The organism is Pseudomonas sp. LB3P58, from assembly GCF_054897895.1.
Genome location: NZ_JBUBVE010000001.1, coordinates 5,729,560 through 5,753,392, shown reverse-complemented (window position 1 = coordinate 5,753,392; position 23,833 = coordinate 5,729,560). Strand labels below are relative to the sequence as shown.

23 protein-coding genes and 1 other RNA gene are annotated in these 23,833 nt (G+C 58.3%); 13 read left to right on the top strand and 11 right to left on the bottom strand.

The window, feature by feature from the left end:
- Nucleotides 1–9: 9 nt before the first annotated feature.
- A complete protein-coding gene (locus tag ACYZTZ_RS26860; protein ID WP_462000175.1) occupies nt 10–486 on the bottom strand; it encodes a sn-glycerol-3-phosphate transporter in 477 nt (158 codons plus the stop codon).
- A gap of 351 nt (nt 487–837) precedes the next feature.
- On the opposite strand from ACYZTZ_RS26860, the gene ACYZTZ_RS26855 reads away from it, so the two are divergent.
- The gene (locus ACYZTZ_RS26855) at nt 838–1,506 is read left to right on the top strand and encodes a gamma-glutamylcyclotransferase (RefSeq protein ID WP_046045120.1); all 669 of its coding nucleotides are present in this window, start codon (nt 838–840) and stop codon (nt 1,504–1,506) included.
- Here ACYZTZ_RS26855 and glpT read toward each other — a convergent pair.
- A complete protein-coding gene (glpT, locus tag ACYZTZ_RS26850; protein ID WP_056738787.1) occupies nt 1,482–2,831 on the bottom strand; it encodes a glycerol-3-phosphate transporter in 1,350 nt (449 codons plus the stop codon). The two genes, ACYZTZ_RS26855 and glpT, sit on opposite strands and share 25 nt — an antisense overlap.
- A gap of 334 nt (nt 2,832–3,165) precedes the next feature.
- Between glpT and ACYZTZ_RS26845 the strand changes: the two genes are divergently transcribed.
- Nucleotides 3,166–3,780, top strand: a complete 615-nt coding sequence (locus tag ACYZTZ_RS26845; protein ID WP_462000174.1) for an energy transducer TonB — start codon at nt 3,166–3,168, stop codon at nt 3,778–3,780.
- 54 nt (nt 3,781–3,834) lie between these two features.
- Here the strand turns inward: ACYZTZ_RS26845 and ACYZTZ_RS26840 are convergent, their stop codons facing one another.
- The 3 genes from ACYZTZ_RS26840 to ACYZTZ_RS26830 all read right to left on the bottom strand — a co-directional run bounded on the left by ACYZTZ_RS26840 (nt 3,835) and on the right by ACYZTZ_RS26830 (nt 7,405).
- On the bottom strand, nt 3,835–4,107 hold the full coding sequence (locus ACYZTZ_RS26840; RefSeq protein ID WP_462000173.1) for a bacteriocin immunity protein: 273 nt from the start codon (nt 4,105–4,107) through the stop codon (nt 3,835–3,837).
- Nucleotides 4,104–6,251 (bottom strand): S-type pyocin domain-containing protein, encoded by a 2,148-nt coding sequence (locus tag ACYZTZ_RS26835; RefSeq protein ID WP_462000172.1) that lies wholly within the window; start codon nt 6,249–6,251, stop codon nt 4,104–4,106. The genes ACYZTZ_RS26840 and ACYZTZ_RS26835 overlap by 4 nt, the downstream gene beginning before the upstream one ends.
- Nucleotides 6,252–6,427: 176 nt before the next feature.
- Nucleotides 6,428–7,405, bottom strand: coding sequence for an NADPH:quinone oxidoreductase family protein (locus ACYZTZ_RS26830; RefSeq protein ID WP_007899393.1), 978 nt, complete (start codon nt 7,403–7,405; stop codon nt 6,428–6,430).
- Nucleotides 7,406–7,555: 150 nt separating this feature from the next.
- On the opposite strand from ACYZTZ_RS26830, the gene ACYZTZ_RS26825 reads away from it, so the two are divergent.
- Nucleotides 7,556–7,963: a flagellar basal body-associated protein FliL gene (locus ACYZTZ_RS26825; protein ID WP_111448353.1), complete on the top strand. Its 408-nt coding sequence runs from the start codon at nt 7,556–7,558 to the stop codon at nt 7,961–7,963.
- 125 nt (nt 7,964–8,088) lie between these two features.
- On the opposite strand, the gene ACYZTZ_RS26820 is transcribed toward ACYZTZ_RS26825, so the two are convergent.
- A complete protein-coding gene (locus tag ACYZTZ_RS26820) occupies nt 8,089–8,541 on the bottom strand; it encodes an EVE domain-containing protein (RefSeq protein ID WP_462000171.1) in 453 nt (150 codons plus the stop codon).
- Nucleotides 8,542–8,742: 201 nt separating this feature from the next.
- Here ACYZTZ_RS26820 and ACYZTZ_RS26815 point away from each other — a divergent pair, with 201 nt between their 5' ends.
- On the top strand, nt 8,743–8,895 hold the full coding sequence (locus ACYZTZ_RS26815) for a hypothetical protein (protein ID WP_008024268.1): 153 nt from the start codon (nt 8,743–8,745) through the stop codon (nt 8,893–8,895).
- Between the two features lie 34 nt (nt 8,896–8,929).
- Here the strand turns inward: ACYZTZ_RS26815 and ACYZTZ_RS26810 are convergent, their stop codons facing one another.
- The 4 genes from ACYZTZ_RS26810 to ACYZTZ_RS26795 all read right to left on the bottom strand — a co-directional run bounded on the left by ACYZTZ_RS26810 (nt 8,930) and on the right by ACYZTZ_RS26795 (nt 10,354).
- Nucleotides 8,930–9,535 carry a 5-formyltetrahydrofolate cyclo-ligase gene (locus ACYZTZ_RS26810; RefSeq protein ID WP_462000170.1) on the bottom strand — a complete coding sequence of 202 codons (606 nt, stop codon included), beginning with the start codon at nt 9,533–9,535 and terminating at the stop codon, nt 8,930–8,932.
- A gap of 86 nt (nt 9,536–9,621) precedes the next feature.
- Nucleotides 9,622–9,800: non-coding RNA, 6S RNA (ssrS, locus tag ACYZTZ_RS26805), on the bottom strand.
- 30 nt (nt 9,801–9,830) lie between these two features.
- The gene (locus tag ACYZTZ_RS26800) at nt 9,831–10,148 is read right to left on the bottom strand and encodes a cell division protein ZapA (protein WP_007942435.1); all 318 of its coding nucleotides are present in this window, start codon (nt 10,146–10,148) and stop codon (nt 9,831–9,833) included.
- Entirely contained in the window at nt 10,145–10,354 is a 210-nt protein-coding gene (locus tag ACYZTZ_RS26795) for a TIGR02449 family protein (RefSeq protein ID WP_007942437.1), read from the bottom strand. The genes ACYZTZ_RS26800 and ACYZTZ_RS26795 overlap by 4 nt, the downstream gene beginning before the upstream one ends.
- 141 nt (nt 10,355–10,495) lie before the next feature.
- Between ACYZTZ_RS26795 and ACYZTZ_RS26790 the strand changes: the two genes are divergently transcribed.
- The 8 genes from ACYZTZ_RS26790 to gcvH all read left to right on the top strand — a co-directional run bounded on the left by ACYZTZ_RS26790 (nt 10,496) and on the right by gcvH (nt 19,564).
- Nucleotides 10,496–11,056: a YecA/YgfB family protein gene (locus ACYZTZ_RS26790; RefSeq protein ID WP_056738790.1), complete on the top strand. Its 561-nt coding sequence runs from the start codon at nt 10,496–10,498 to the stop codon at nt 11,054–11,056.
- 27 nt (nt 11,057–11,083) lie between these two features.
- Entirely contained in the window at nt 11,084–12,418 is a 1,335-nt protein-coding gene (gene pepP / locus ACYZTZ_RS26785) for a Xaa-Pro aminopeptidase (RefSeq protein WP_462000169.1), read from the top strand.
- The gene (ubiH, locus tag ACYZTZ_RS26780) at nt 12,415–13,602 is read left to right on the top strand and encodes a 2-octaprenyl-6-methoxyphenyl hydroxylase (RefSeq protein WP_046045127.1); all 1,188 of its coding nucleotides are present in this window, start codon (nt 12,415–12,417) and stop codon (nt 13,600–13,602) included. Before pepP ends, ubiH begins: the two co-directional genes overlap by 4 nt.
- A gap of 66 nt (nt 13,603–13,668) precedes the next feature.
- Complete coding sequence (locus tag ACYZTZ_RS26775) at nt 13,669–14,886, top strand: 2-octaprenyl-3-methyl-6-methoxy-1,4-benzoquinol hydroxylase (RefSeq protein WP_462000717.1); 1,218 nt, start codon at nt 13,669–13,671, stop codon at nt 14,884–14,886.
- Between the two features lie 221 nt (nt 14,887–15,107).
- Nucleotides 15,108–16,112 (top strand): extracellular solute-binding protein, encoded by a 1,005-nt coding sequence (locus ACYZTZ_RS26770; protein WP_046053772.1) that lies wholly within the window; start codon nt 15,108–15,110, stop codon nt 16,110–16,112.
- A gap of 162 nt (nt 16,113–16,274) precedes the next feature.
- Complete coding sequence (locus ACYZTZ_RS26765; protein ID WP_462000168.1) at nt 16,275–17,891, top strand: ABC transporter permease; 1,617 nt, start codon at nt 16,275–16,277, stop codon at nt 17,889–17,891.
- Between the two features lie 156 nt (nt 17,892–18,047).
- Nucleotides 18,048–19,130, top strand: a complete 1,083-nt coding sequence (gene gcvT, locus ACYZTZ_RS26760) for a glycine cleavage system aminomethyltransferase GcvT (RefSeq protein WP_462000167.1) — start codon at nt 18,048–18,050, stop codon at nt 19,128–19,130.
- Between the two features lie 50 nt (nt 19,131–19,180).
- Entirely contained in the window at nt 19,181–19,564 is a 384-nt protein-coding gene (gene gcvH / locus ACYZTZ_RS26755; protein ID WP_462000166.1) for a glycine cleavage system protein GcvH, read from the top strand.
- Between the two features lie 101 nt (nt 19,565–19,665).
- Here the strand turns inward: gcvH and ACYZTZ_RS26750 are convergent, their stop codons facing one another.
- A complete protein-coding gene (locus ACYZTZ_RS26750) occupies nt 19,666–20,805 on the bottom strand; it encodes a DegT/DnrJ/EryC1/StrS family aminotransferase (RefSeq protein WP_462000165.1) in 1,140 nt (379 codons plus the stop codon).
- Nucleotides 20,806–20,959: 154 nt separating this feature from the next.
- Between ACYZTZ_RS26750 and gcvP the strand changes: the two genes are divergently transcribed.
- Nucleotides 20,960–23,833, top strand: coding sequence for an aminomethyl-transferring glycine dehydrogenase (gene gcvP, locus ACYZTZ_RS26745; RefSeq protein WP_462000164.1), 2,874 nt, complete (start codon nt 20,960–20,962; stop codon nt 23,831–23,833).

Sequence of the window (23,833 nt, the reverse complement as noted above, 5' to 3'; positions counted from 1 at the left end):
CGAACCGTTCTAGAAGCGCACCCCGGTCGTCACCATGACGGCATTGAAGCCGAGCAACACCAGCTCGGCTGCCAACGGTCCGTAGTGTGCACCGACTGAAGGAATGATCACCGGCGCGACGCCGAAGTGATTCAGGGGGATCTTGTCCTTAGACTTGCCGCTGTAACCTTGTAGCAAACCACCGCTCAGTTTGAAGTACACGGGATAGTCGGTGCTCTCGTAGCGTTTGCCCGCATACGCATAAAATGAACGCTGGCTGAACGAGTTGCGAAAAGTTGCGCCACCAAACAACCAGCCGGACGCTTGCTCACGCTCAAGGCCGATGAGGTCCTGATTGTTATTGTGGTCGGAGTCGTAGGAGTAGTGTTTGGTATAGACGCTGGTCTGCAAATACCAGGAGCCCGTGTCTTTCTCGGAGGTATCTTCTGCCCGCGACTGCTGCGCCATAAGCACCAGCAGTAATCCGTAAATCCATGGTTTTTTCATTGCTCAGGCCTGTAAGGCAGTTTGGCTTGCGCCTGTGGGTGGCCGTTATACGCGATACATACTGCAACGGACAGGCGGGAAAACTGAAGGATGTGTAGGAAGTTTCTCCTGCTTGGGCTTTATCCTGGACGCGCTAATGCTTATGTTTATTTCGTTCTGGTATTTAAGAATTTTTCTAAATGATATTAGGGTATATGGGCAGGCCTACAGCTTCGGCATTTGATTGCTTATGGCTGCGCCGGCAGGTCGACCGTCTCTTAGCACTTTTCGTTTTAGTATTACTGCTATATGTTCTATGACGTGAATGTTGCTTATATTTTGTAATGATTGCAGGGCCGAAATTTCATCGCCATGAGTGCCATTGAATCTGCTTTTTTGAATCTGGCTTACCCTCCGCAGCTCGATCTGGGGCCGCAGCTCACGCACGAACAATTGCTCAGCTCAATGCAGTCGACGATGGCGCGCCACAAGGGCGGGCCGGTGTGGCTGTTCGCTTACGGTTCGCTGATCTGGCGTCCTGAATGTGCGGCGGTGGAGCGAGTGCGTGGTCGTGTGCATGGCTACCATCGCGGTTTGTATTTGTGGTCCCACGAACATCGCGGCACACCGGAAGTACCTGGGCTGGTATTCGGCCTGGATCGCGGTGGTTCTTGCAGCGGCTTCGCCTATCGCTTGCCTGAAGAACAACTTGAAGCCTCTCTTTACGCACTTTGGCAGCGCGAAATGCCATTTCCGTCCTATCGCCCACACTGGCTCAACTGCCGTCTTGAAGACGGAAGTCAGGTTCAGGCTTTGGGGTTTGTATTGGAGCGGCATCTGCCCAGCTATGCGGGCAACTTGCCGGATCACGTGCTGAGCCACGTGTTCGAAAACGCTTGCGGGCGTTACGGCACTACTCGCGATTATGTCGAGCAGACCGCCCACGCCCTGCGTAGCCACGCCATGCCAGACCGGAATCTGGAGGCGCGGCTCAAGCGCTGCAAATCAAAGGCCGATCAGGCGATTGCTTCGCGGCTCTGACTGGCGACGTTTTTGTGGCCCAGTGTGGGCGCGAGGAACGCCATCGCCAGCAGGCAGGCAACGACCAACAGAATGAAACCCCCATCCCAGCCGAAATAGTCCACGGTGTAACCCATCAAAGCACTGGCCGCGACGGAACCACCCAGATAGCCGAACAGACCGGTAAAGCCTGCGGCAGTACCGGCGGCTTTCTTCGGCACCAACTCCAGCGCCTGCAAGCCGACCAGCATCACCGGGCCGTAGATCAGGAAGCCGATGGCGAACAGCGAAATCATGTCGATCATCGGGTTGCCCGGCGGATTCAGCCAGTACACGATCGTCGCAACGGTCACCAACGCCATGAACACCATGCCGGTCAGGCCACGGTTGCCACGGAAGATTTTGTCCGACATCCAGCCGCACAACAGCGTGCCCGGAATACCGGCCCACTCGTACAGGAAGTAAGCCCACGAAGTCTTGTCGAAATCGAAGTGCTTGACCTCTTTGAGGTAGGTCGGCGCCCAGTCGAGGATGCCGTAGCGCAGCAGGTAGACGAAGACGTTGGCCAGGGCGATGAACCAGAGCATTTTGTTGCGCAGCACGTATTTGACGAAGATGTCCTTGGCGCTGAATTCCTCTTCGTGGCTGGCGTCGTAGCCGTCCGGGTAATCGTTTTTGTATTTCTCGATTGGCGGTAGGCCGGTCGATTGCGGTGTATCACGCATCACAATGAAGGCAAACACGGCGACCAGAAGCGCCACGGCGGCAGGTACGTAGAACTTGCTGTGCCAGTCGTTGAACCAGCCCATGCCGAGAATCGCCAGTGGGCCGATCAAACCGCCGCCCACGTTATGTGCGGTGTTCCACACCGACACCACCTGACCGCGTTCTTTCTGCGACCACCAATGCACCATGGTCCGCCCGCTCGGCGGCCAGCCCATGCCTTGCGCCCAGCCGTTGATGAACAACAGGATGAACATCATGGTCACGCTGGACGTTGCCCAAGGTGCGAAACCGAACACGAACATGACCCCGGCGGAAACTACCAGGCCAAAGGGCAGGAAGTAACGCGGGTTGGAGCGGTCGGACACGATGCCCATCAAAAACTTGGACAGACCGTAGGCGATTGCAATCGCCGACATGGCCACGCCCAGTTGACCCTTTGTGTAGCCTTGGGCAATCAGGTCCGGGAACGCCAGGGTGAAGTTCTTGCGCAGCAGGTAGTAACCCGCATACCCAATGAATATCCCGGCGAAGATCTGCCAGCGAAGGCGTTTGTACGTGTCATCAATTTTTTCGTCAGGCAATGGAGCCTGATGTGCGGCAGGACGAAAGAAAGCAAACATTCAAGAGCTCCAGATTTCTTGTTTTGACTGCGGATGCGAATGTTACAGTTTCGTTACCGAAAATAGCACCGGTTCGCATCGGCCAAATAGCGGAAATGCTGGAGATTGCATGTTCTTTTATGAACATGTCGCTCAGGTATAAATGTAGGGCGTTGTGGGAAACGTTACTGGCAGGTCTTCATGCCGCATTTCGGTCCAGGATAGGACGAGGCTTTGGGAAATGTCCTTCGTTTGAATGGGAAGTCGTGGCGTTCTGTTCCCGGTCGTCGAGCCTTAACCTTTACGCAGCTGCCAGCTGCCAGCTCTGGCGTTTCGGTTGTGAAGGGGAGGGGTTATGCGGTGGTTTGTGTGTGTGCTTTTGTTGGTTGTGACGGTCGGTGTTCGGGCCGAGGAAGTGTTTCTGATCCCGGAAAACAATCCCAAGCCGATTTACCCAAGGGCGCTTTTCAGGGCCGGAATAACGGGTGAAGTTCGAGTCAGGTTCACTGCCAATGCCGATGGTTCGGTCAGCAAGGTGAGCATTCTGCAAAGCGATCATCCTGATCTGGTCGAAGCGACCCAGAAGGCGATAGCGCAGTGGCGCTTTAAACCGTGGACAGCAGGAGGCGACAAACCCGCTTCACAGGAAGTGACTGCGCCGATGGTTTTCAGACTGGATCTGGACACGCCCATTCATACCAACCAGTGGCTCAAACAATTGAGATGTCGTGACCTCAACGAGGCGCTGGTCGATTTTCCGGAGTATGCGTGGGTTGATTCAAAAGTGTTTGATTACACTCGCGCCTATCTATCGAACGTGATTTATACGACGCAGTTGCAGAATGAGCAGCGTCTGGCCTTGATTGCCAAACTGAATAAGCGCGTACCGAAAATCGTCAGGGATTGCCGGGCGAGCCCTGTGCGCAAATACATGAGTTTGCTGCCGGAGGATATTCGGAAGTTACTTTAGGTCAAGTTTTGAAGCCCCACCGTCACCGATGGTGGGGCTGATGTTTAGAGCGTTTTACTCTGGTTTGAAGCCGGGTTTACCGTTTGCTTTACGCCATTCTTTGATTTCTTCGAGCGCGCCTTCTGGACTATCTTCGCGCCCTATCGGGCGAGTTAAAACCAGCCGTTTCCTTGGGTGTTCGGTGATTTTCTCAAAATGCCGCATCCGCTTAACCGAATACTCGCTAAATGCATCACCCGATAGGCCGCTGTCATTCTCGAAAAAACCTCTTAAAAAAGTTAAGAATTCTGCCTCTGTATAGTCTTCTAACTTATCTTTGAAATTCATTGTGGAGTACCTTTTTTATGCAGGTCTATGTGTGCCTTTGGGGTTAGGATACTCAGGTTTTCCAGATCGTATACCGCTCCGCCATCTGTGATTCTTTGCTTGTGGTGTATTTCAATTTTTTCTCTGCCGCCGACACTGTCGAGAGGTTCGGCATAAGGTGCTGCGCCATTGGTCATTTGCTCCAAATCGACTTTACCGAACTGCCGTCTTAGCGACTCATCAGCAGCAATCGCTTTCCAGAAACTTTCCCTGAATTTATCAAAACTCCTGAAATCCTGACCACGCAATTGATCCGCGATCTGAGCAGGAATCGGAGATCCACCTGCATCCCCGGCGCTGCCAAGCCAATTTCCTCCAACGGGTTGCCCCATTCCAGTCGCCGTCCCCGGTTCATAGCGGGGGCCCGAACGGCTGACCATGACATAGACGGGTTCAATCCCGGACTCTATTGGAAACTCCAAAATGTAATCATCGATGTCGGCCTGATCACACATCGGATGTTCGTCAGTCCGGCCCTCTATTTGAGTGACTCTGGCACCTGGGTAAATCTTGATGTCAGATTGAGCGACAGGTAGCTCCGTTGAACCAAGGGAGTCATTACCGGGTGCGTGATTCGGCGTCCAGGTCAGCGTTCTTGGCAGAAGGCCTTCCGTCGTGAATGTGTAGAGATTCGTCTTAGGATCAAGTGTTACTAGCCTTACTTGGACGAAGGGTGAATTACCGGACGGGGTGAAATAGAGTTGGGTGTGATCTCCGTGAACTGACGCCACGACACGATATGGCAACCAATCTGTTTGGGCTTTGCCTTTGTGTCGAATCGGGGTATATGCCTCGTCCTCTCCAAATTGCGACAGCGGGATGGTGACCACGACAGGATTGCGTTGCAGTTCGCCGTTTCCTAACGTCGGCGTGTAGAGCACTGATGCAAAAAATGCGGTCACTGGTCCGCCAGCCAAGGCTCGCAGTTTACTCAGGGATTCAGCTGCTCCAGTGACAGAAAAAGGCGCGCCTTCATATCCGGCGATTAGCCCGTCTGGAGTGATTACTAAGGGTCGGGCGGATGCTATCGCACCGCCGACCGGGGTTAGCGTTACATTCTCTATCCCATGTTTTGTACGGACTAATGCCTCGGTGTAGTGTTGTACCTTTTCCAACGCGCGCCAGCGTTTGCTGTTCCTTGGGAAATTGTAGAATCCTCCTACCTTGCGTTCCGCTCCCGCCGCTTTTAGGTGCGCAGCGTACAGTTCCTGGTATTTTTCCCTTATCCAACGCAGTTTCTCGTCAATATCCTGCGGTTGGTTATGTGCGAGTTTTTTAAGCTGTGCATCGAACCGGTCAGCAAGTTCATTCGCGACCTGCTGCTTCCTTCTGTGTTCGGCTTGCCGTGCTATTTCAAGTTGCCTTTTTACTTCTGCCTCAACTCTTGCTTGCGCTGCTCTCTGCTCTGCAGCGGCTCTTGCCGCCACCTCTGCTTGTTGTCTCGCCAGTGACTGGGCTTCTGCCTGCGCCTGACTTATTTGTGAGGTCAAGGCATGGGATCTTTCAGTCAGCTGCCTGATTTCTTCCGTGGCAAGTTGCACCGCATAAGCAGCGGAATAAGAGTCTGCCCACCTTTGAGGAGCCCCCGAGGACGGATTTTGGAGATAGGCCTCAACAAGGTCTTGATGGGTGCGTGCCAGTGGATCTGACCCATAGAAGGCATTTGCTTTGGTTTGATGGATATAACGTTCAGAGTTTTTTCTATGCATCACTTGATGTACGGCTGTTTGCTCTCGGCTGAGTATTTCTATACGTGAAAGACCATGAGTTCCGCCTGTGTTGTTGATCGTAGTATTGATTTCAGATTGCAGGGTATGTGGCAGTTGATTGAGCTTTGTTTGATGCTGGTTAATTATGTTTTGGGAGTTGGCTTCAATATATTGAGCAGTGTTTGCGATGTTGATTCCATCATTTATATCAATCATGTCTTGTCGACTCAAAACACTGAATAAGTCAGAGCCTGTTCGACTTCTACCTCTAGTTCGTCCGGTGCGGTCATAACCGCCGCCGCCGAAGGATGTTGAATACGTTTGCGTCCTGTATGGGTTGATTTCGGTGAGGTCTAAAGGTAGTGGTTGGCCGGGTTGCCAATGTTGGTCGCTCATACAGTTGCTCCTTTTGTCTGTATGGCGGAAAGTTAACTTATATATTTTATTTTGAGGTGTAAATAGTTACCGCCAAATTAAATAAAGCTGGCTTGTGGTTTTGTTGGTGAGACTGTTCGAAATAAAAAGGCCAGAACAACCTCGTCAATTGTTCTGGCCTTATATACGGTGAAAATTCAGCGAACTTGAACCACCACTTTCCCGACCGCTTTACGCTGGCCAAGATCATTGATTGCCTGCGCCGCATTGCTCAGTGGATACACTTGCGACACCAACGGCTTCAACTTGCCCTCGGCAAACCAGCCAAACAATTGCTGGAAGTTCGCCGCGTTATCTTGAGGCTGGCGCTGGGCAAACGAGCCCCAGAACACGCCGACCACGGCTGCGCCTTTCAGCAGCGCCAGGTTCACGGGGAGTTCGGGAATGCGACCGCTGGCGAAGCCGACCACCAGCAGACGGCCGTTCCACGCAATGGCGCGGATGGCCTGGTCGAACAGGTCGCCGCCCACCGGGTCGTAGATCACGTCGGCACCCTGGCCATCAGTCAGGCGCTTGATTTCGTCCTTGAGGCTGGTTTCGCTGTAGTTGATCAACTCATCGGCGCCGGCAGCCTTGGCCACGGCGAGTTTTTCGGCGCTGCTGGCGGCGGCGATCACGCGGGCGCCCATGGCTTTGCCGATTTCCACGGCGGCCAGACCGACACCGCCGGAAGCACCGAGTACCAGCAAGGTTTCACCCGGTTGCAGGTTGCCCCGTTGCTTGAGCGCGTGCATCGAGGTGCCGTAAGTCATGCTGAACGCGGCGGCGGTGTTGAAGTCCATCGATGGCGGGATGGGCAGCACGTTGTAGCCCGGCACCGCGACTTGTTCGGCGAAACTGCCCCAACCGGTCAGCGCCATGACCCGGTCGCCGACCTTGAGGTGGCTGACCTTTTCGCCCACCGCGCTGACCACGCCCGCCGCTTCGCCGCCCGGGGAAAACGGGAAGGGCGGTTTGAACTGATATTTGCCCTCGATGATCAGCGTGTCCGGGAAATTCACCCCGGCGGCGTGCACGTCCAGCAGGATTTCATTCTTCTTCGCGACAGGACTGGCGACGTCTTCCAGCACCAGCGATTCGGCAGGGCCGAAGGCTTTGCACAGCACGGCTTTCATCAGGGCTATTCCTTTGGGAGTGATGGCCGATAAGTGTAGGTGTGTGAGTCGATGGGTCAACGAGCATGCCCGGCCCTGATAGTCAGCCATAAGCTTGTGCTTGAGCGGCGGGTCGTTATGCTAGGCCGCAAACCGGATAAGGAGCGAATTGTGAAAGCGTGGATCATGTTGTTGCTGGCCCTGTCTCTGCCTGTGGCAGCGATGGCCGAAGAAGCCAAAGAAGGTGCAGCTCCGAAGGTCAATTACATCACCCTGAGCCCGCCGTTCGTGGGCAACTACGGGTTGGACGGGACGCCGAAGCTCAAGGTCTACAAGGCCGATGTGGCATTGCGAGTGACCGGTGATGAAGCGACCAAACTGGTGAAAGCCAATGAGCCGTTGATTCGTAATCAACTGGTGGCGTTGTTTGCCCAGCAGACCACTGAAGCGATGAACAACGTCGAGGCCAAGGAAAAGCTGCGTCAGGAAGCCCTGAAGCAGACCCAGCAAATCATGAACGACGAAACCGGTAGCCCGGTGGTTGAGGATCTGTTGTTCAACAACCTGATCATTCAATAAGTCCTTCGCTGTCCGGGCGGGCCTCATCGCGAGCAGGCTCGCTCCCACAATGGATCTGCATTCACTGAAGATCCCCTGTGGGAGCGAGCCTGCTCGCGATGGCATTCTTTCAGGCAATAAATCAATCAAGGCCTTAATGCGATAACTGCCGCCCACTGCTCGGCCGTCACCGGCATCACCGACAATCGCGAGCCTTTCTGCACCAGCGGCATCTCGGCCAGCGCGGTCTGCTGTTTCAGATAATCCAGCTTAAGCACGTTGGGAAACGTCTCGACGTGCGCGACATCGATCGCGCTCCAGGCGTTTTTCTCTGTCGTGGCTTTCGGATCGTAGTAATGACTCTCCGGCTCCAGCGCCGTCGGGTCCGGATACGCGGCTTCGACGATCTTTCCGATCCCGGCAATCCCCGGTTCGGGGCAGCTGGAGTGATAGAAGAAAAACTCGTCGCCCACGGCCATGGCCCGCAGAAAATTACGCGCCTGGTAGTTGCGAACCCCGTCCCAGCGCGCCTTGCCAAGCGCCTCCAGGCCCTTGATCGAGAGCTCGTCGGGCTCGGATTTCATCAGCCAATAAGCCATGGTTTTTGCTCCTTGCGAGGTGAGTGGGCAAGTTGTCGGGGAATTTTATGACAAACCGACGGTCGGTTGACGCCAGCGTTTGCGTGTCGGTTCACGTTGCCGCAAAATGCCGGCCTTCTAAGCTTGACGCTGCTGCACGGCCTACACCTACAACGGAAACCGCTGCTGTCATCGTGTTGATGTGCCTTTGGGGGGCAATCGATGAAACGCAAACCGGATTTACTATGGATTTTGGTTATTTTGTTCGGCCTCGGCGTCGTGACCACCGGCTATGCCCAAAGCCTGTGGAGCAACAAGACCGACGCTCCGATCGAAATCGCGCAGCAACAACAGCCGTCGGCCTTCAAACGCTGAAACTGTCTTCGGACGCCGCTGATTCCAGTGGCGTCTAGCCGGCGAAGTACCACGCCTTGTCTGTCACCGTTCCCTGTAACGGCACATCCCAGCTAGCTTGCGCCAATCGTTCGACCTTCTGACATTCATGGGCCAGCCCCAATAGCGTCGGCTTGCGCCAGTTTTTACGTCGTGCCAGGTACGCCAGGCTTCGATCATAGAAACCACCGCCCATGCCCAGGCGTCCACCGGCATCGTCAAATCCCACCAATGGCAACAACACCAGATCAAGCGCCCAGACTTTGCGTTGTCGGGCGAGGTTGTGCCGGGGTTCGAGAATACGAAAGCGGTTGGGTTTGAGTTTTTCGCCGGGGCGAATTCGCTGGAACACCATTTTGGTTCGTGGCCAGGCGCTGAGCACCGGCAGATAAGTCGCCTTGCCCCGACGTTGAGCGGCACGCAGCAAAACACGCGGGTCGATTTCACCGTCAGTGGGCAGATACAGAGAGATATGTTTTGCGCGGCGAAACAGCGGTTGCTGGGCCAATTGCTTGTACAGCCCGCGAGCGGCCTGGCGTTGCTGACTGGGTGTCAGTGCGCGGCGGGCCTTGCGCAGCATGCGTCGAAGTTGCGGGCGGGGCAGCAGCGCAGGTTCGGTCATGGATTCGGGCTTCGGCAGTGCGGGTACATAAAGCGTACCCGTAAAAAAGCCGATGCCGGTAATTAAACCGGCATCGGACTGGAATCAGGCTCCCCGGATGTACCGCTGTCGACTTAGCCCTTGAACCCGAAAGTTCAAGGTGGAAGATGCAGTAGGCTTTAAGGCTTTCCGTCTAGCGGACATGCACACCAGCCCAACGTGCAACCTCCAGGGTATAGCAAATCGGCTCAGGGACATCGCCAACTGGCAAGCACCCCAGGGAGTGATGCGAGTATACCCCAAGCGGTTTCGCGTTTCAGCCCTTGGTGACGTCCGGATCGGTTGCGAGCACCAGATCGACGCGATCCAGCAGGTCGCGAACCTGCTCGCGGGTCGAGCCGCTGGCCTGTACATCCGGGCGTTCTTCCTTGTGCAGAAGATCGTGGGTGATGTTCAGGGCGGCCATCACGGCGATGCGATCGGCGCCGATGACTTTGCCGCTGCTGCGGATTTCGCGCATTTTGCCGTCCAGGTAACGGGCGGCGCTCACCAGATTGCTGCGCTCTTCCTGGGGGCAGATGATCGAATATTCTTTATCGAGGATCTGCACGGTAACGCTATTGCTTGAACTCATGAGTCTTGCTCCAGGGCCTTGAGGCGCGAAATCATTGATTCGACCTTACGCCGGGCGATTTCGTTCTTTTCAATGAGGTGAGCGCGTTCCTCGCGCCAGGTCTTTTCCTGAGCTAATAGGAGTCCGTTTTGACTCTTTAGTTGCTCGACGCGGCTAATTAGCAGCTCAAGTCTGGCCATCAGCGCTTGCAGGTCGGTGTCTTCCATTGTTTCCACTGAATTGTGTCTGATGAGTGGCAGGGTCTGCACCCTGGCTGGCGGACAGCCTTTAATAGTCTTGGCGAGTCTGTCGATGTAGGATACAAGGCCTTCATTCTAGACATAGCGCCGTCTGGCGCCTAGCTGCCCATGCCCATTCAGAATTCCCCGTACCAAGCCTTCGCCAAACTGCTGACTTCCAGCGGTCATAATGTCTCGCCTGCCGAACTGCATGGCCTGCTGCTCGGCCGCAGTTGCGCCGGTGCCGGCTTCAATGCAGAAGAATGGTTGATCGATGCCGCCGAGCTGCTCGAAAGCGAGCCGCAAGATAATGTCCGCAACGCCTTGATCGGCTTGCAGGAGATGGTCAAGGGCGAGCTCACCGGCGACGACGTGACCGTCGTTCTGCTGCTGCCGACCGATGACGAGCCACTGGCCGACCGCGCCGCCGCACTGGGCCAATGGTGCCAGGGCTTCCTCAGCGGTTTCGGCCTGAACTGCCGTGACAGCAGCATGCTGAGCACCGAGGCCACTGAAGTACTCCAGGACCTGGCGGCTATTTCACAAGTGCAAGACGCCCTGGAAGAGTCCGACGACGGCGAAAGCGATTACATGGAAGTGATGGAGTACCTGCGCGTCGCGCCGCTGCTGCTGTTCACCGAAAACAAAAAGCCGGACGCGCCGGCTGCCGCCAAACCGTCGTTGCATTAATCGCGTGCCAGGGAAAGCCATCTGCCCATGATTCATATCCCGAAATCGGAATACAGCCGTCGCCGCAAGGCCTTGATGGCGCAGATGGAACCCAACAGCATCGCCATCCTGCCCGCCGCCGCCGTTGCGATCCGCAACCGCGACGTCGAGCATGTCTACCGTCAAGACAGCGACTTCCAGTACCTCAGCGGTTTTCCCGAGCCTCAGGCGGTCATCGTTTTGATGCCCGGGCGTTTACATGGCGAATACATACTGTTCTGCCGTGAACGCAATGCCGAACGGGAGTTGTGGGACGGCCTGCGCGCCGGGCAGGAAGGCGCGATTCGCGACTTTGGCGCCGACGACGCCTTCCCCATCACCGACATCGACGACATTTTGCCGGGCCTGATCGAAGGTCGCGACCGGGTGTATTCGGCCATGGGCAGCAACCCGGAATTCGACCGGCACCTGATGGACTGGATCAACGTGATCCGCTCTAAAGCGCACCTCGGCGCCCAGCCGCCGAACGAATTCGTTGCCCTGGATCATCTGCTTCACGACATGCGCCTGTATAAATCGGCGGCAGAAGTGAAAGTGATGCGCGAAGCCGCACGGATTTCCGCCCAGGCGCACATCCGCGCGATGCAGGTCTGCCGTGCGGGGTTGCATGAGTTCAGCCTCGAAGCCGAGCTCGACTACGAGTTCCGCAAGGGCGGGGCGAAAATGCCCGCGTACGGTTCGATCGTCGCCGCTGGGCGCAACAGCTGCATCCTGCATTACCAGCAGAATGACGCGGTGCTCAAGGACGGCGACCTGGTGCTGATCGATGCCGGTTGTGAGATCGACTGCTACGCCAGCGACATCACCCGCACCTGGCCGGTCAACGGCAAGTATTCAGCGGAACAGAAGGCGATCTACGAGTTGGTGCTGGCGTCGCAAGAAGCTGCGTTTGCGGAAATCGCCCCGGACAAACACTGGAATCAGGCCCACGAAGCCACGGTCCGGGTGATTACCACCGGGTTGGTGAAGTTGGGCCTGTTGCAGGGCGACGTCGACGAGTTGATCGCCAGCGAAGCCTATAAAGCGTTTTACATGCACCGCGCCGGCCACTGGCTGGGCATGGATGTGCATGATGTCGGCGAATACAAGGTCGGCGGCGAATGGCGCGTGCTGGAAGTCGGCATGGCGCTGACCGTGGAACCGGGTATCTACATTGCCCCGGGCAACCAGAACGTGGCGAAGAAATGGCGCGGCATTGGCGTGCGCATCGAGGACGACGTAGTGGTCACCAAAACCGGCTGTGAAATCCTGACCAAAGGCGTGCCGAAAACGGTCGCCGAGATCGAGGCCTTGATGGCCGCCGCGCGGACACAAGCGGCATGAGTCGAGTCAATCTGGCAATCATCGGTGGTGGTCTGGTCGGCGCCAGCCTGGCGTTGGCACTGCAGGCCGGAGCCAAGGCTCGTGGCTGGAAGATCGTGCTGATCGAACCGTTCGCTCCCGGCGATACTTATCAACCGAGCTACGACGCCCGTTCTTCGGCGTTGTCCTACGGCGCCAAGCAGATTTATCAACGGTTGGGCGTGTGGCAGGAAATCTCCCGCCGCGCCGAGCCGATCAAGCAGATTCATGTGTCCGACCGTGGACGCTTCTCCACCGCGCGATTGTCGGCAATGGAAGAGGGCGTTCCGGCGCTGGGTTATGTGGTGGAAAACGCCTGGCTCGGCCAATGCCTCTGGCAGGGGCTGGACAAGGACGTGATCAGCTGGCGTTGCCCGGCGGAAGTCACGCGCATGGAGCCGCTGATCGATGGCTATCGCCTGACCCTCAACGACGAAACCACTCTGGAATGCGATCTTGCGGTGCTGGCTGATGGCGGCCGTTCCGGCCTGCGTGAGCAACTGGGGATCGGCATCAAAAAGCGCCCGTACAACCAGAGCGCGCTGATTGCCAACATCACACCGAGTGAAGCGCACAACGGCATGGCCTTCGAGCGTTTCACCGATGACGGGCCGATGGCCTTGTTGCCGTTGCCGGAAAACCGCTGCGCACTGGTCTGGACCCGATTGGGCATGGACGCGCAACGGCTGGCGGCCCTCGATGAAAAGAGCTTCCTCAGCGAGTTGCAAGGCGTGTTCGGTTATCGCCTCGGCACTTTGAAGCAGGTTGGCGCGCGGCATTTGTACCCGCTGACATTGATCGAGGCCGAAGAGCAGGTGCGTCCGCATCTGGCGATTCTCGGCAATGCTGCCCACAGCCTGCACCCGATTGCAGGGCAAGGTTTCAACTTGTCCTTGCGTGATGCTCAAGCGTTGGCCGATGCGTTGTTGACCAGCGAAACATCTCCCGGAGACTTTGCGACCTTGCAGGCTTACCGCGAGCGTCAGCGTCTGGATCAGAACCTGACCGTGGGTTTCTCCGATCAGGTCACCCGTTTGTTCGGCAGCACTCAGCCGTTGGTTTCCCTGGGCCGCAACATCGGTCTGCTCGGGCTGGACCTGTTGCCACCGGCCAAACGCTGGTTCGCGCGACAGGCCATGGGTTTGGGTACGCGTCCCGATGCTTGAGTGGCGGTCGGAAAATTCCTTTATAGGCGGCTCAAGCCGCAAGCGAGACAGGCTTAAAGCATGGAAATGCGCGCAGATCTGCTGATTGTCGGGGCCGGAATGGTCGGCAGCGCCCTGGCGCTGGCGTTGCAGGACAGCGGACTGGAAGTCCTGCTGCTGGACGGCAGCCCGATGAGTGTCAAACCCTTCGATGCCCAGGCTTCGTTCGAGCCGCGAGTGAGCGCCTTATCGACTGCCAGCCAGCGGATTCTTGAACGTCTGGGCGTCTGGGACGGCATCGCCAATCGGCGCAGCAGCCCTTACACCGACATGCACGTTTGGGACGGCAGCGGCACCGGGCAAATCCATTTTTCGGCGGCCAGTGTGCATGCCGACGTGCTGGGGCATATCGTCGAGAACCGCGTGGTTCAGGACGCCTTGCTCGACCGCTTGCACGACTGTGACCTCGGAATGCTGGCCAATGCGCGTCTGGAACAGATGCGTCGCTCCGGCGATGACTGGCTGCTGACCCTGGCCGATGGCCGCACCTTGCGTGCACCTTTGGTGATCGCGGCGGATGGCGCTAATTCCGCCGTTCGGCGTCTGACCGGCATGGCCACGCGCGAGTGGGACTACATGCACCACGCGATTGTCACCAGCGTGCGCAGCGCCAAACCTCATCAACTGACCGCGTGGCAGCGCTTCACCGATAACGGTCCATTGGCGTTTCTGCCGCTGGAACGTGACGGTCAGCAGGATTGGTGTTCGATCGTCTGGTCGACCACGCCGAGCGAAGCCGAACGCCTGATGGCGCTGGACGACGAAGGTTTCTGCAAAGAGCTGGAGCGGGCCTTCGAAGGCCGACTCGGCACGGTGCTCAGCGCCGACCCGCGTCTGTGCGTGCCGCTGCGGCAGCGTCATGCCAAGCGTTATGTGGCTGAAGGTTTGGCGTTGATCGGCGATGCGGCGCACACCATTCACCCGCTGGCCGGGCAGGGCGTGAACCTCGGTTTCCTCGATGCCGCCGTGCTGGCCGAAGTGTTGTTGCAAGCGGCCACGCGTGGCGAGCGTCTGGCGGATGTGAAAGTGCTCAGCCGTTACGAACGTCGGCGCATGCCTCACAACCTGGCATTGATGGCGGCGATGGAGGGTTTCGAGCGTCTGTTCCAGGCTGATCCGTTGCCGGTGCGCTGGTTGCGCAATGCCGGGTTGAAGATGGTCGACCAGATGCCCGAAGCCAAGGCGCTGTTCGTGCGTGAAGCGCTGGGATTGATCGGGGATTTGCCGGCACTCGCCAAGGCCTGACATCTTCATTGCGGCTGATGGCCTCTTCGCGAGCAAGCCCGCTCCCACATGGGAATGCATTTCAACTGTGGGAGCGGGCTTGCTCGCGAAGACGTCGGTACATTCACCACACATCCCAACCTGTGCAACATCTGGTAACTCCTCCGCGAACTGTTCGATTGAGAACCTAAATGTGAGTCCATATCATTTGGCTTCAATTTTTCAATCGAGAGATCGCTCCCATGCTGGTACCGAAGCGTCTACTGACCGCACTCGCCCTGACCCTGATTGGCAGCACTGCTGCCCAGGCCGCTGACGAGGTGGTGGTTTACTCCTCGCGTATCGACGAGCTGATCAAGCCGGTCTTCGATGCCTACACCGCGAAAACCGGCGTGCAGGTGAAATTCATCACCGACAAGGAAGCACCGCTGATGCAGCGGATCAAGGCCGAGGGCGAGAACGCCACCGCGGACCTGCTGCTGACCGTCGATGCCGGCAACCTCTGGCAGGCCGAGCAAATGGGCATCCTGCAACCGTTCACTTCCAAGGTGATCGACGCCAACATCCCGCTGCAATACCGCTCATCCGCCCATGCCTGGACTGGCCTGAGCCTACGGGCGCGGACCATCGCTTACTCCACCGATCGGGTGAAACCCGGTGAGTTGACCACCTACGAAGGTCTGGCCGACAAGAACTGGGAAGGCCGTCTGTGCCTGCGCACAGCGAAAAAGGTCTACAACCAGTCCCTCACCGCCACCATGATCGAAGTCCATGGCGCCGACAAAACCGAGAAGATTCTCAAGGGCTGGGTGAGTAACCTGTCTACCGACGTGTTCTCGGATGACATCGCGGTGCTGGAGGCCATCAACGCGGGTCAATGCGACGTCGGTATCGTCAACACGTACTACTACGGTCGCCTGCACAAGCAGAAGCCTGATCTGGCGGTGAAGCTGTTCTGGCCGAACCAGGGCGACCGTGGCGTGCACGTGAACCTGTCGGGCATCGGCCTGACCAAACACGCCCCGCACCCGGAAGCAGCCAAGGCTTTGGTGGAATGGATGACCACACCTGAAGCGCAGAAGATCTTTGCTGACGTGAACCAGGAATTCCCGGCCAACCCTGCCGTTCAGCCTTCTGCAGAAGTGGCGAGCTGGGGCAAGTTTGTCGCCGATACCTTGCCTGTGGAAATTGCCGGTAAGCGTCAGGCTGAAGCGATTCGGATGATGGATCGGGCGGGTTGGAACTGACTCCACCGCTGATCGTTCCCACGTCGAGGCGTCGAACCGTCTGCGTGGGAATGCATCCCCCGACGCTCCGCGTCGAAGCGTGACGCAGAGCGTCACAAGATGTGTGCCCACGCAGAGCGTGGGCACAATCATTTCTATTGATCCACACCCTGAGACTTTTCCTTGGCCCACCCCGCCCAACGCCGCTGGTACCCCCTAGTCTTCGCCATCGCTGCGCTGGTCCTGCTGCCACTGAGCGTTTTGCTGTTGTCATGGCAAACCATCGATCATCAAATCTGGTCCCACCTCTGGGACACCCAGATGCCGCGCCTGCTGGGCAACACCCTGACCCTGGTGCTCGGCGTCGGTATCGGCGTGACGCTCTTGGGTGTGAGCCTCGCCTGGCTCACCAGCCTCTGCGAATTCCCCGGTCGGCGTTGGCTGGACTGGGCGCTGATGCTGCCTTTTGCGATTCCGGCTTATGTACTGGCATTCGTCTTCGTCGGCCTGTTGGATTTCGCCGGCCCCGTGCAAACCCTGTTGCGCGAATGGTTCGGCACGGGTTTGAGGTTGCCGCGCGTGCGCTCCACCGGCGGCGTGATTCTGGTCCTGGTGCTGGTCTTCTATCCTTACGTTTACCTGTTGGCGCGAACCGCGTTCCTGGCGCAGGGCAAAGGCCTGATGGAAGCGGCGCGCGTCCTGGGGCAATCCCCGTGGCAAGCGTTCTGGCGAGTTGCGCTGCCCATGGCGCGCCCGGCCATCGGCGCTGGCGTGGCGCTGGCGCTGATGGAAACCCTGGCGGATTTCGGTGCGGTGTCGGTGTTCAATTTCGACACGTTCACGACCGCCATCTACAAGACCTGGTACGGATTTTTCAGCCTCTCCACCGCCGCGCAACTGGCCAGCCTGTTGCTGCTGGTGGTGATGGTCGTGCTGTACGGCGAGCGTCGTGCTCGCGGGGCCAACCGGGCGAGTAACGAACGACCTCGGGTCAAGGCGCTGTATCACCTGCGCGGTTTCAAGGCGTTGGCGGCCATGAGTTGGTGCGGTCTGGTGTTCGCCTGCGCTTTCGTCATTCCAGTGCTTCAACTGGCGGTGTGGTTCTGGCAGCGCGGGCGCTTCGACCTGGATGAGCGTTACGCGGGGCTGATCGTCCATACCCTGTACCTGGGCGGTATGGCAGCGCTGATTACCGTCAGTGTTGCTTTAGTGCTGGCGTTTGCCCGGCGCCAGGCCCCGACCCGAGTGATCCGCTCCGGCATCAGCCTGGCCAACCTCGGCTACGCCTTGCCGGGTTCGGTGCTGGCAGTGTCGATCATGCTGGCGTTCAGTTACCTGGACCGCGAACTGGTGATCCCGTTATCGGGTTGGCTGGGCGGTGCCGGCAAGCCATTGTTGCTGGGCAGCCTGTCGGCGTTGTTGCTGGCCTATCTGGTGCGTTTCATCGCGGTGGCTTATGGGCCGCTGGAAAGCAGTCTGGCGCGAATACGGCCATCTTTGCCCGAAGCGGCACGTAGCCTTGGCGTCAGTGGGCCACGACTGTTTTTCAAAGTGTATCTGCCGTTATTACTGCCAGGAACGTTGAGCGCTGCGTTGCTGGTGTTCGTCGATGTGCTCAAGGAAATGCCCGCGACCCTTCTAATGCGCCCGTTTGGCTGGGATACGCTGGCGGTGCGCATCTTCGAAATGACCAGCGAAGGCGAGTGGGCGAGGGCCTCGTTGCCGGCCCTGACCCTGGTTTTGGTCGGCCTGCTACCGGTCATCGGATTGATTCGACGTTCAGCGCATCGAAACGCCTAGGTGCCAGTCCTACACCTTGAGGCTACAATGCGCCGCATTCGGTGCGGTCCGTCCTACAGACCAGGTAGCTGAAATCGGCTGAAAGCCTTTTATTTCAAGGCTTTCACCCCGTGCAGCACCGGCCCGCACCTTCGCCACGCCCGGAAGGAGAAACCCATGGGACAGCGCACGCCTCTGTATGACCTTCATCTCGCCCTCGGCGCGAAGATGGTCGATTTTGGCGGTTGGGATATGCCTTTGCATTACGGCTCGCAGGTCGAGGAACACCATCAGGTGCGTCGCGATTGCGGGGTTTTCGATGTATCCCACATGACCGTGATCGATGTCAGCGGCCCTCAGGCCAAGGCCTGGCTCCAGCATTTGCTGGCCAATGACGTCGAACGTCTGCACAGCACTGGCCGTGCCTTGTACAGCACCATGCTCAACGAGCGCGGCGGCATCGTCGACGACATGATCGTCTACCGTCTCGACGAAGGTTATCGGCTGGTGGTCAACGCCTCCACCCGTAATCAGGACCTCGCCTGGATGCAGGCTCACCTCGATGGTTTCAAGGTGCGGCTCAACGAGCGCTCCGAGCTGGCGATGCTGGCCATTCAAGGCCCTCAGGCCCGGCACAAAATCTCCGAACTGGTGACCCAGTCCCGCGGCAACTTGATTCAGATGCTCAAGCCCTTCGAAGGCCAGGCCGATGGTGACTGGTTCATCGCGCGCACGGGTTACACCGGCGAAGATGGCCTGGAAATCGTTCTGCCGGCCAGTCAAGCGCCAGGCTTCTTCAACGATCTGGTGGGCGCGGGCATCTCGCCGATCGGCCTTGGGGCGCGCGATACTCTGCGGGTTGAAGCCGGCATGAACCTCTACGGTCAGGACATTCATCAAGACGTTTCACCACTGGCCTCCAACATGGCCTGGTGCATTGCGTGGGAACCGGCCACTCGCCAGTTCATCGGTCGCAGTGCTCTGGAAGCCGAGCGGGCGGGTGGCGTGCAGCACAAACTGGTCGGTCTGGTCCTTGAGGAGCGTGGGGTTTTGCGCGCTCATCAAGTGGTCCGCATCGCCAATGTTGGCGAAGGGGAGATCACCAGTGGTAGTTTCTCTCCTACGCTTAGCAAGTCGATAGCACTGGCGCGCGTGCCGATGGCAACAGCCGACCGCGCAGAAGTGGAAATCCGTGGCAAGTGGTACCCGGTCCGAGTGGTCAAACCGACCTTCGTACGCCATGGCAAAACCTTGATCTAACCTTTTCTGGCGGGCAACGACCGCTGACAATTCTCTTGAGGACACAGAACATGAGCGATATTCCTGCCGACCTGCGTTTTGCCGAAAGTCACGAGTGGGCCCGTCTCGAAGCCGATGGCACCGTCACCGTGGGCATCAGCGATCACGCTCAGGAAGCCTTGGGCGATGTGGTGTTCGTTGAGCTGACTGAAGTCGGAACAGTCTTCGCTGCCGGTGATCAATCCGGTGTGGTGGAGTCGGTTAAAGCCGCTTCGGACATCTACTCCCCGGTTGCCGGTGAAGTGATAGCCATCAACGAAGAACTGAGCGCTAACCCTGAGTTGCTCAACTCCGACCCGTACGGTGCCTGGATCTTCAAGCTCAAGCCAAGCAACGCTGGCGATCTGGACAAGCTGCTTGATGCAGCTGGCTACAAAGGCGCTATCGGCGAGTAATCCTCGCCCAGTGTAGGAGCTGCCGAAGGCTGCGATCTTTTGATCTTTAAACAGCGAAGATCAAAAGATCGCAGCCTTCGGCAGCTCCTACAATGGTCGGTTTACGGCTTCAGTACCGCCTTCACCGCTGCCACCGAACGCTCGACATCCGCTTTGCTCATGGCCGTGAACATCGGCAGCGAAACAATCAGACGACCGACCCGCTCGGCGACCGGAAACATCCCTTCCTTGAACCCGCGCTCGCGGTAAAGGCTCAGCAGGTGAATCGGCGGATAGTGATAGCCGATACCGACGCCCAATGCCTGCATCTGCTCCATGAAGGTAGCCCTTGCCGGTTGGCCATCCCTGCGCTCAGGCAGCACCAGCTGAAACAAATGCCAGTTGCTGTTCTCGAAATCCGCCGGGGGCAGTTGAGCCCCGTACAACGCTTCGAAATCCTCGCCAAAACAAGCGAAATAGTGCCTGGCCAGTTCACGGCGATGAGCAGTGATTGCTTCGATGTGAGCAAATTGCCCAAGGCCGATAGCCGCTGCAACGTCGGTCATGTTGAACTTACCGCCCAGCACATCAACGTCCAGTCCATCGAAGCCGCTGCGGGTGACGCCCTGTAAACGGTACTTTTGCGCCAGTCGCACTTCCTCGGCATTGTTCAATACCAGGCAGCCGCCCTCTGACGAGGTGACGTTTTTGTTTGCCTGAAAACTGAAGGACACGAAATCGCCGGTCGAGCCAATGCGCTGGCCGTTCCAGCTCGAACCCAAGGCTTGCGCGGCGTCTTCGACAATCCGCAATCCGTGTTTTTTGGCGATCGCATACAACCGGCTCATGTCCACTGGCAAACCGGCGAGGTACACCGGAATGATCGCTTTGGTGCGCGGGGTGATTGCCGCTTCCAGCTGATCCAGGTCGATGTTGCGGGTGATCGGGTCAATGTCGGCAAACACCGGCGTAGCGCCGACTTCCAGAATGACGTTGGCGGTGGCCACCCAGGAAATCGGCGTGGTGATCACTTCATCGCCCGGCCCGACCCCGGCAATGCGTAAGGCGATTTCCATGGTGCAGGTGCCGGAATTGAAAGTGAGCACCGGGCGCCCGCCAAAAAACTCCGAGAGTTGTTGTTCAAAGGCCTGGACCTTGGGGCCGCTGGTAATCCAGCCCGAGCGCAATACGTCGCCAACAGCGGCAATCGTGGCTTCGTCGATGGTGGGTTTGGAGAAAGGCAGGAAAGGCAGTTGATTCATGAGTTCAGAAATCCGATCGGCGGATATTAGGCGTGCGCCGAGCATGATGATCCGGATTGGTCGACGGCGCCACGCCAACCGCTCGGGTATCGACTGCTATGCTGGTTTGACCGTGTTGCATCGACGTTGAGCGCCAGTCAAGAGAGAGCCCGTCATGTCCCAGTTGCCGTCCTTGAGTCAGTTACGCGACCCCAATGCCTTCCTTCGCCGCCACCTCGGGCCCGATGCCGCCGAGCAACAGGCGATGCTCGACAGCCTCGGCCTCGGCAGTCGGGTCGAGTTGATCGAGCAGACGGTGCCGCCGGGAATCCGCCTGAACAGGCCGCTCGACCTGCCGCCCGCGCTCGACGAAGAAGCCGCGCTGGCCAAACTGCGCGGTTACGCCGAGCAAAACCAGGTCTGGACCAGCCTGATCGGTATGGGCTACCACGGCACCCTCACGCCCACCGTCATTGTGCGCAACGTGCTGGAAAATCCCGGTTGGTACACCGCGTACACACCGTATCAACCAGAGATCGCCCAAGGCCGGCTCGAAGCGCTGCTGAACTTCCAGCAATTGACCATCGACCTCACGGGCCTGGAGCTGGCCAATGCCTCGCTGCTGGACGAAGCCACGGCGGCGGCGGAAGCCATGGCACTGGCCAAGCGTGTCGCCAAGTCCAGAAGCAATCTGTTCTTCGTCGACGAAAACTGTCACCCGCAGACCATTTCCGTGGTGCAGACCCGAGCAGAAGGGTTCGGCTTCGAGCTGATCATCGACACTGTGGATAACTTGAAACAGCACCAGGTGTTCGGCGCGCTCCTGCAATATCCCGATACCCACGGCGAAATCCGCGATCTTCGTCCGTTGATCGATCATCTGCATGCGCAGCAAGCCTTGGCGTGTGTCGCAACCGATCTGCTGAGTTTGCTGTTGCTGACGCCGCCGGGGGAGTTGGGCGCCGACGTGGTGTTCGGTTCGTCTCAGCGTTTCGGCGTGCCCATGGGTTACGGCGGGCCTCACGCGGCGTTTTTTGCCAGTCGCGATGAGTACAAGCGGGCGATTCCCGGGCGGATCATCGGCGTGTCGAAGGACGCTCGCGGCAACGTCGCTTTGCGCATGGCCCTGCAAACCCGCGAGCAACATATTCGCCGGGAGAAAGCCAACTCGAACATTTGCACCGCTCAGGTGCTGCTGGCCAACATGGCCAGTTTCTATGCGGTCTACCACGGTCCGGAAGGGCTCAAACGCATTGCCCAGCGCGTCCATCGGCTGACCAGCATCCTCGCCGCTGGCCTGGAGCGCCACGGCATCACCCGCCTCAACACACACTTTTTCGACACGCTGACGCTGGAGGTCGGTGGTACTCAGACAGCAATCATCGAAAGCGCCCAGGCCGCGCAGATCAACTTGCGCATCCTCGGACGCGGGCAGTTGGGGCTGAGCCTCGACGAAACCTCTGACGAGTCCACAGTCGCGAAGTTGTTTGATGTGTTCCTCGGTGCCGATCATGGGCTCAACGTCGATGAACTGGATGCTGAAGTCCTTACTTCCGGCATTCCCGCAGGTTTGCTGCGTACCTCGCCTTATCTGCGTCACCCGGTGTTCAGCGCTCATCACAGCGAAACCGAGATGCTGCGCTACCTCAAGCAACTGGAGAACAAGGACCTGGCGCTCAATCAATCGATGATCCCGCTGGGCTCTTGCACCATGAAGCTCAATGCTACCAGCGAGATGATTCCGATCACGTGGCCGCAGTTCGCCAACCTGCACCCGTTTGTGCCGAAAGAGCAGGCGGTCGGTTATTCGTTGATGATCGAAGAGCTGGAGCGCTGGCTCTGCGCGATTACCGGTTTCGACGCGATCTGTATGCAACCCAACTCTGGCGCCCAAGGCGAGTACGCCGGGTTGCTGGCGATCCGCAAATATCACGAGAGTCGCCATCAAGGTGCCCGGGATATCTGCCTGATCCCGTCCTCGGCCCACGGCACCAACCCGGCGTCGGCGCAGATGGCCGGTATGCGGGTGGTGATCGTCGAATGCGACGAGGCGGGCAACGTTGATCTGGATGACCTCAAAGGCAAAGCCGCAGAGGCCGGAGACAAACTCGCCTGCCTGATGGCGACGTATCCTTCGACCCATGGCGTGTACGAAGAAGGCATCAGCGAAATCTGCGAAGTTATCCACAGCCACGGCGGCCAGGTGTACATGGATGGCGCCAACCTCAACGCTCAGGTCGGACTGGCGCGCCCGGCGGACATTGGTGCCGACGTGTCCCATATGAACCTGCACAAAACTTTCTGCATTCCCCACGGTGGCGGCGGGCCGGGCATGGGGCCGATTGGTGTGCGGGCGCATCTGGCGCCATTCGTGGCCAATCACCCGGTGGTGCCGATCGACGGGCCATTGGCGCAGAACGGCGCAGTCAGCGCAGCGCCCTGGGGCAGTGCGAGCATCCTGCCGATCAGCTGGATGTACATCGCGATGATGGGGCCGCAATTGGCGGATGCCAGTGAGGTGGCGATCCTCGCCGCGAATTACCTGGCGCAGCATTTGTCCGGGGCGTTTCCGGTGCTTTACACCGGGCGCAACGAGCGGGTGGCTCACGAATGCATTCTTGACCTGCGGCCACTCAAGGCGCTGACCGGGATCAGCGAGGAGGACGTCGCCAAGCGCCTGATGGACTATGGCTTCCATGCGCCGACCATGTCATTTCCGGTGCCGGGGACGTTGATGGTGGAACCGACCGAAAGTGAATCGAAGGCAGAGCTGGACCGGTTTATCGGGGCGATGCTGAGTATCCGCGCGGAAATCACCGAGGTGCAAAACGGTAACTGGCCGGCCGATGACAACCCACTGAAACGTTCACCGCATACCCTGGCGGATATCACCGGGGTTTGGGAGCGGCCCTACAGCATCGAGCAGGCAGTGACGCCGGATGCTCATACCAAGGCGCATAAGTACTGGCCGGTGGTGAACCGGGTGGACAATGTCTACGGTGACCGCAATTTGTTTTGTGCATGTGTCCCGGTGGACGATTACCGCTGA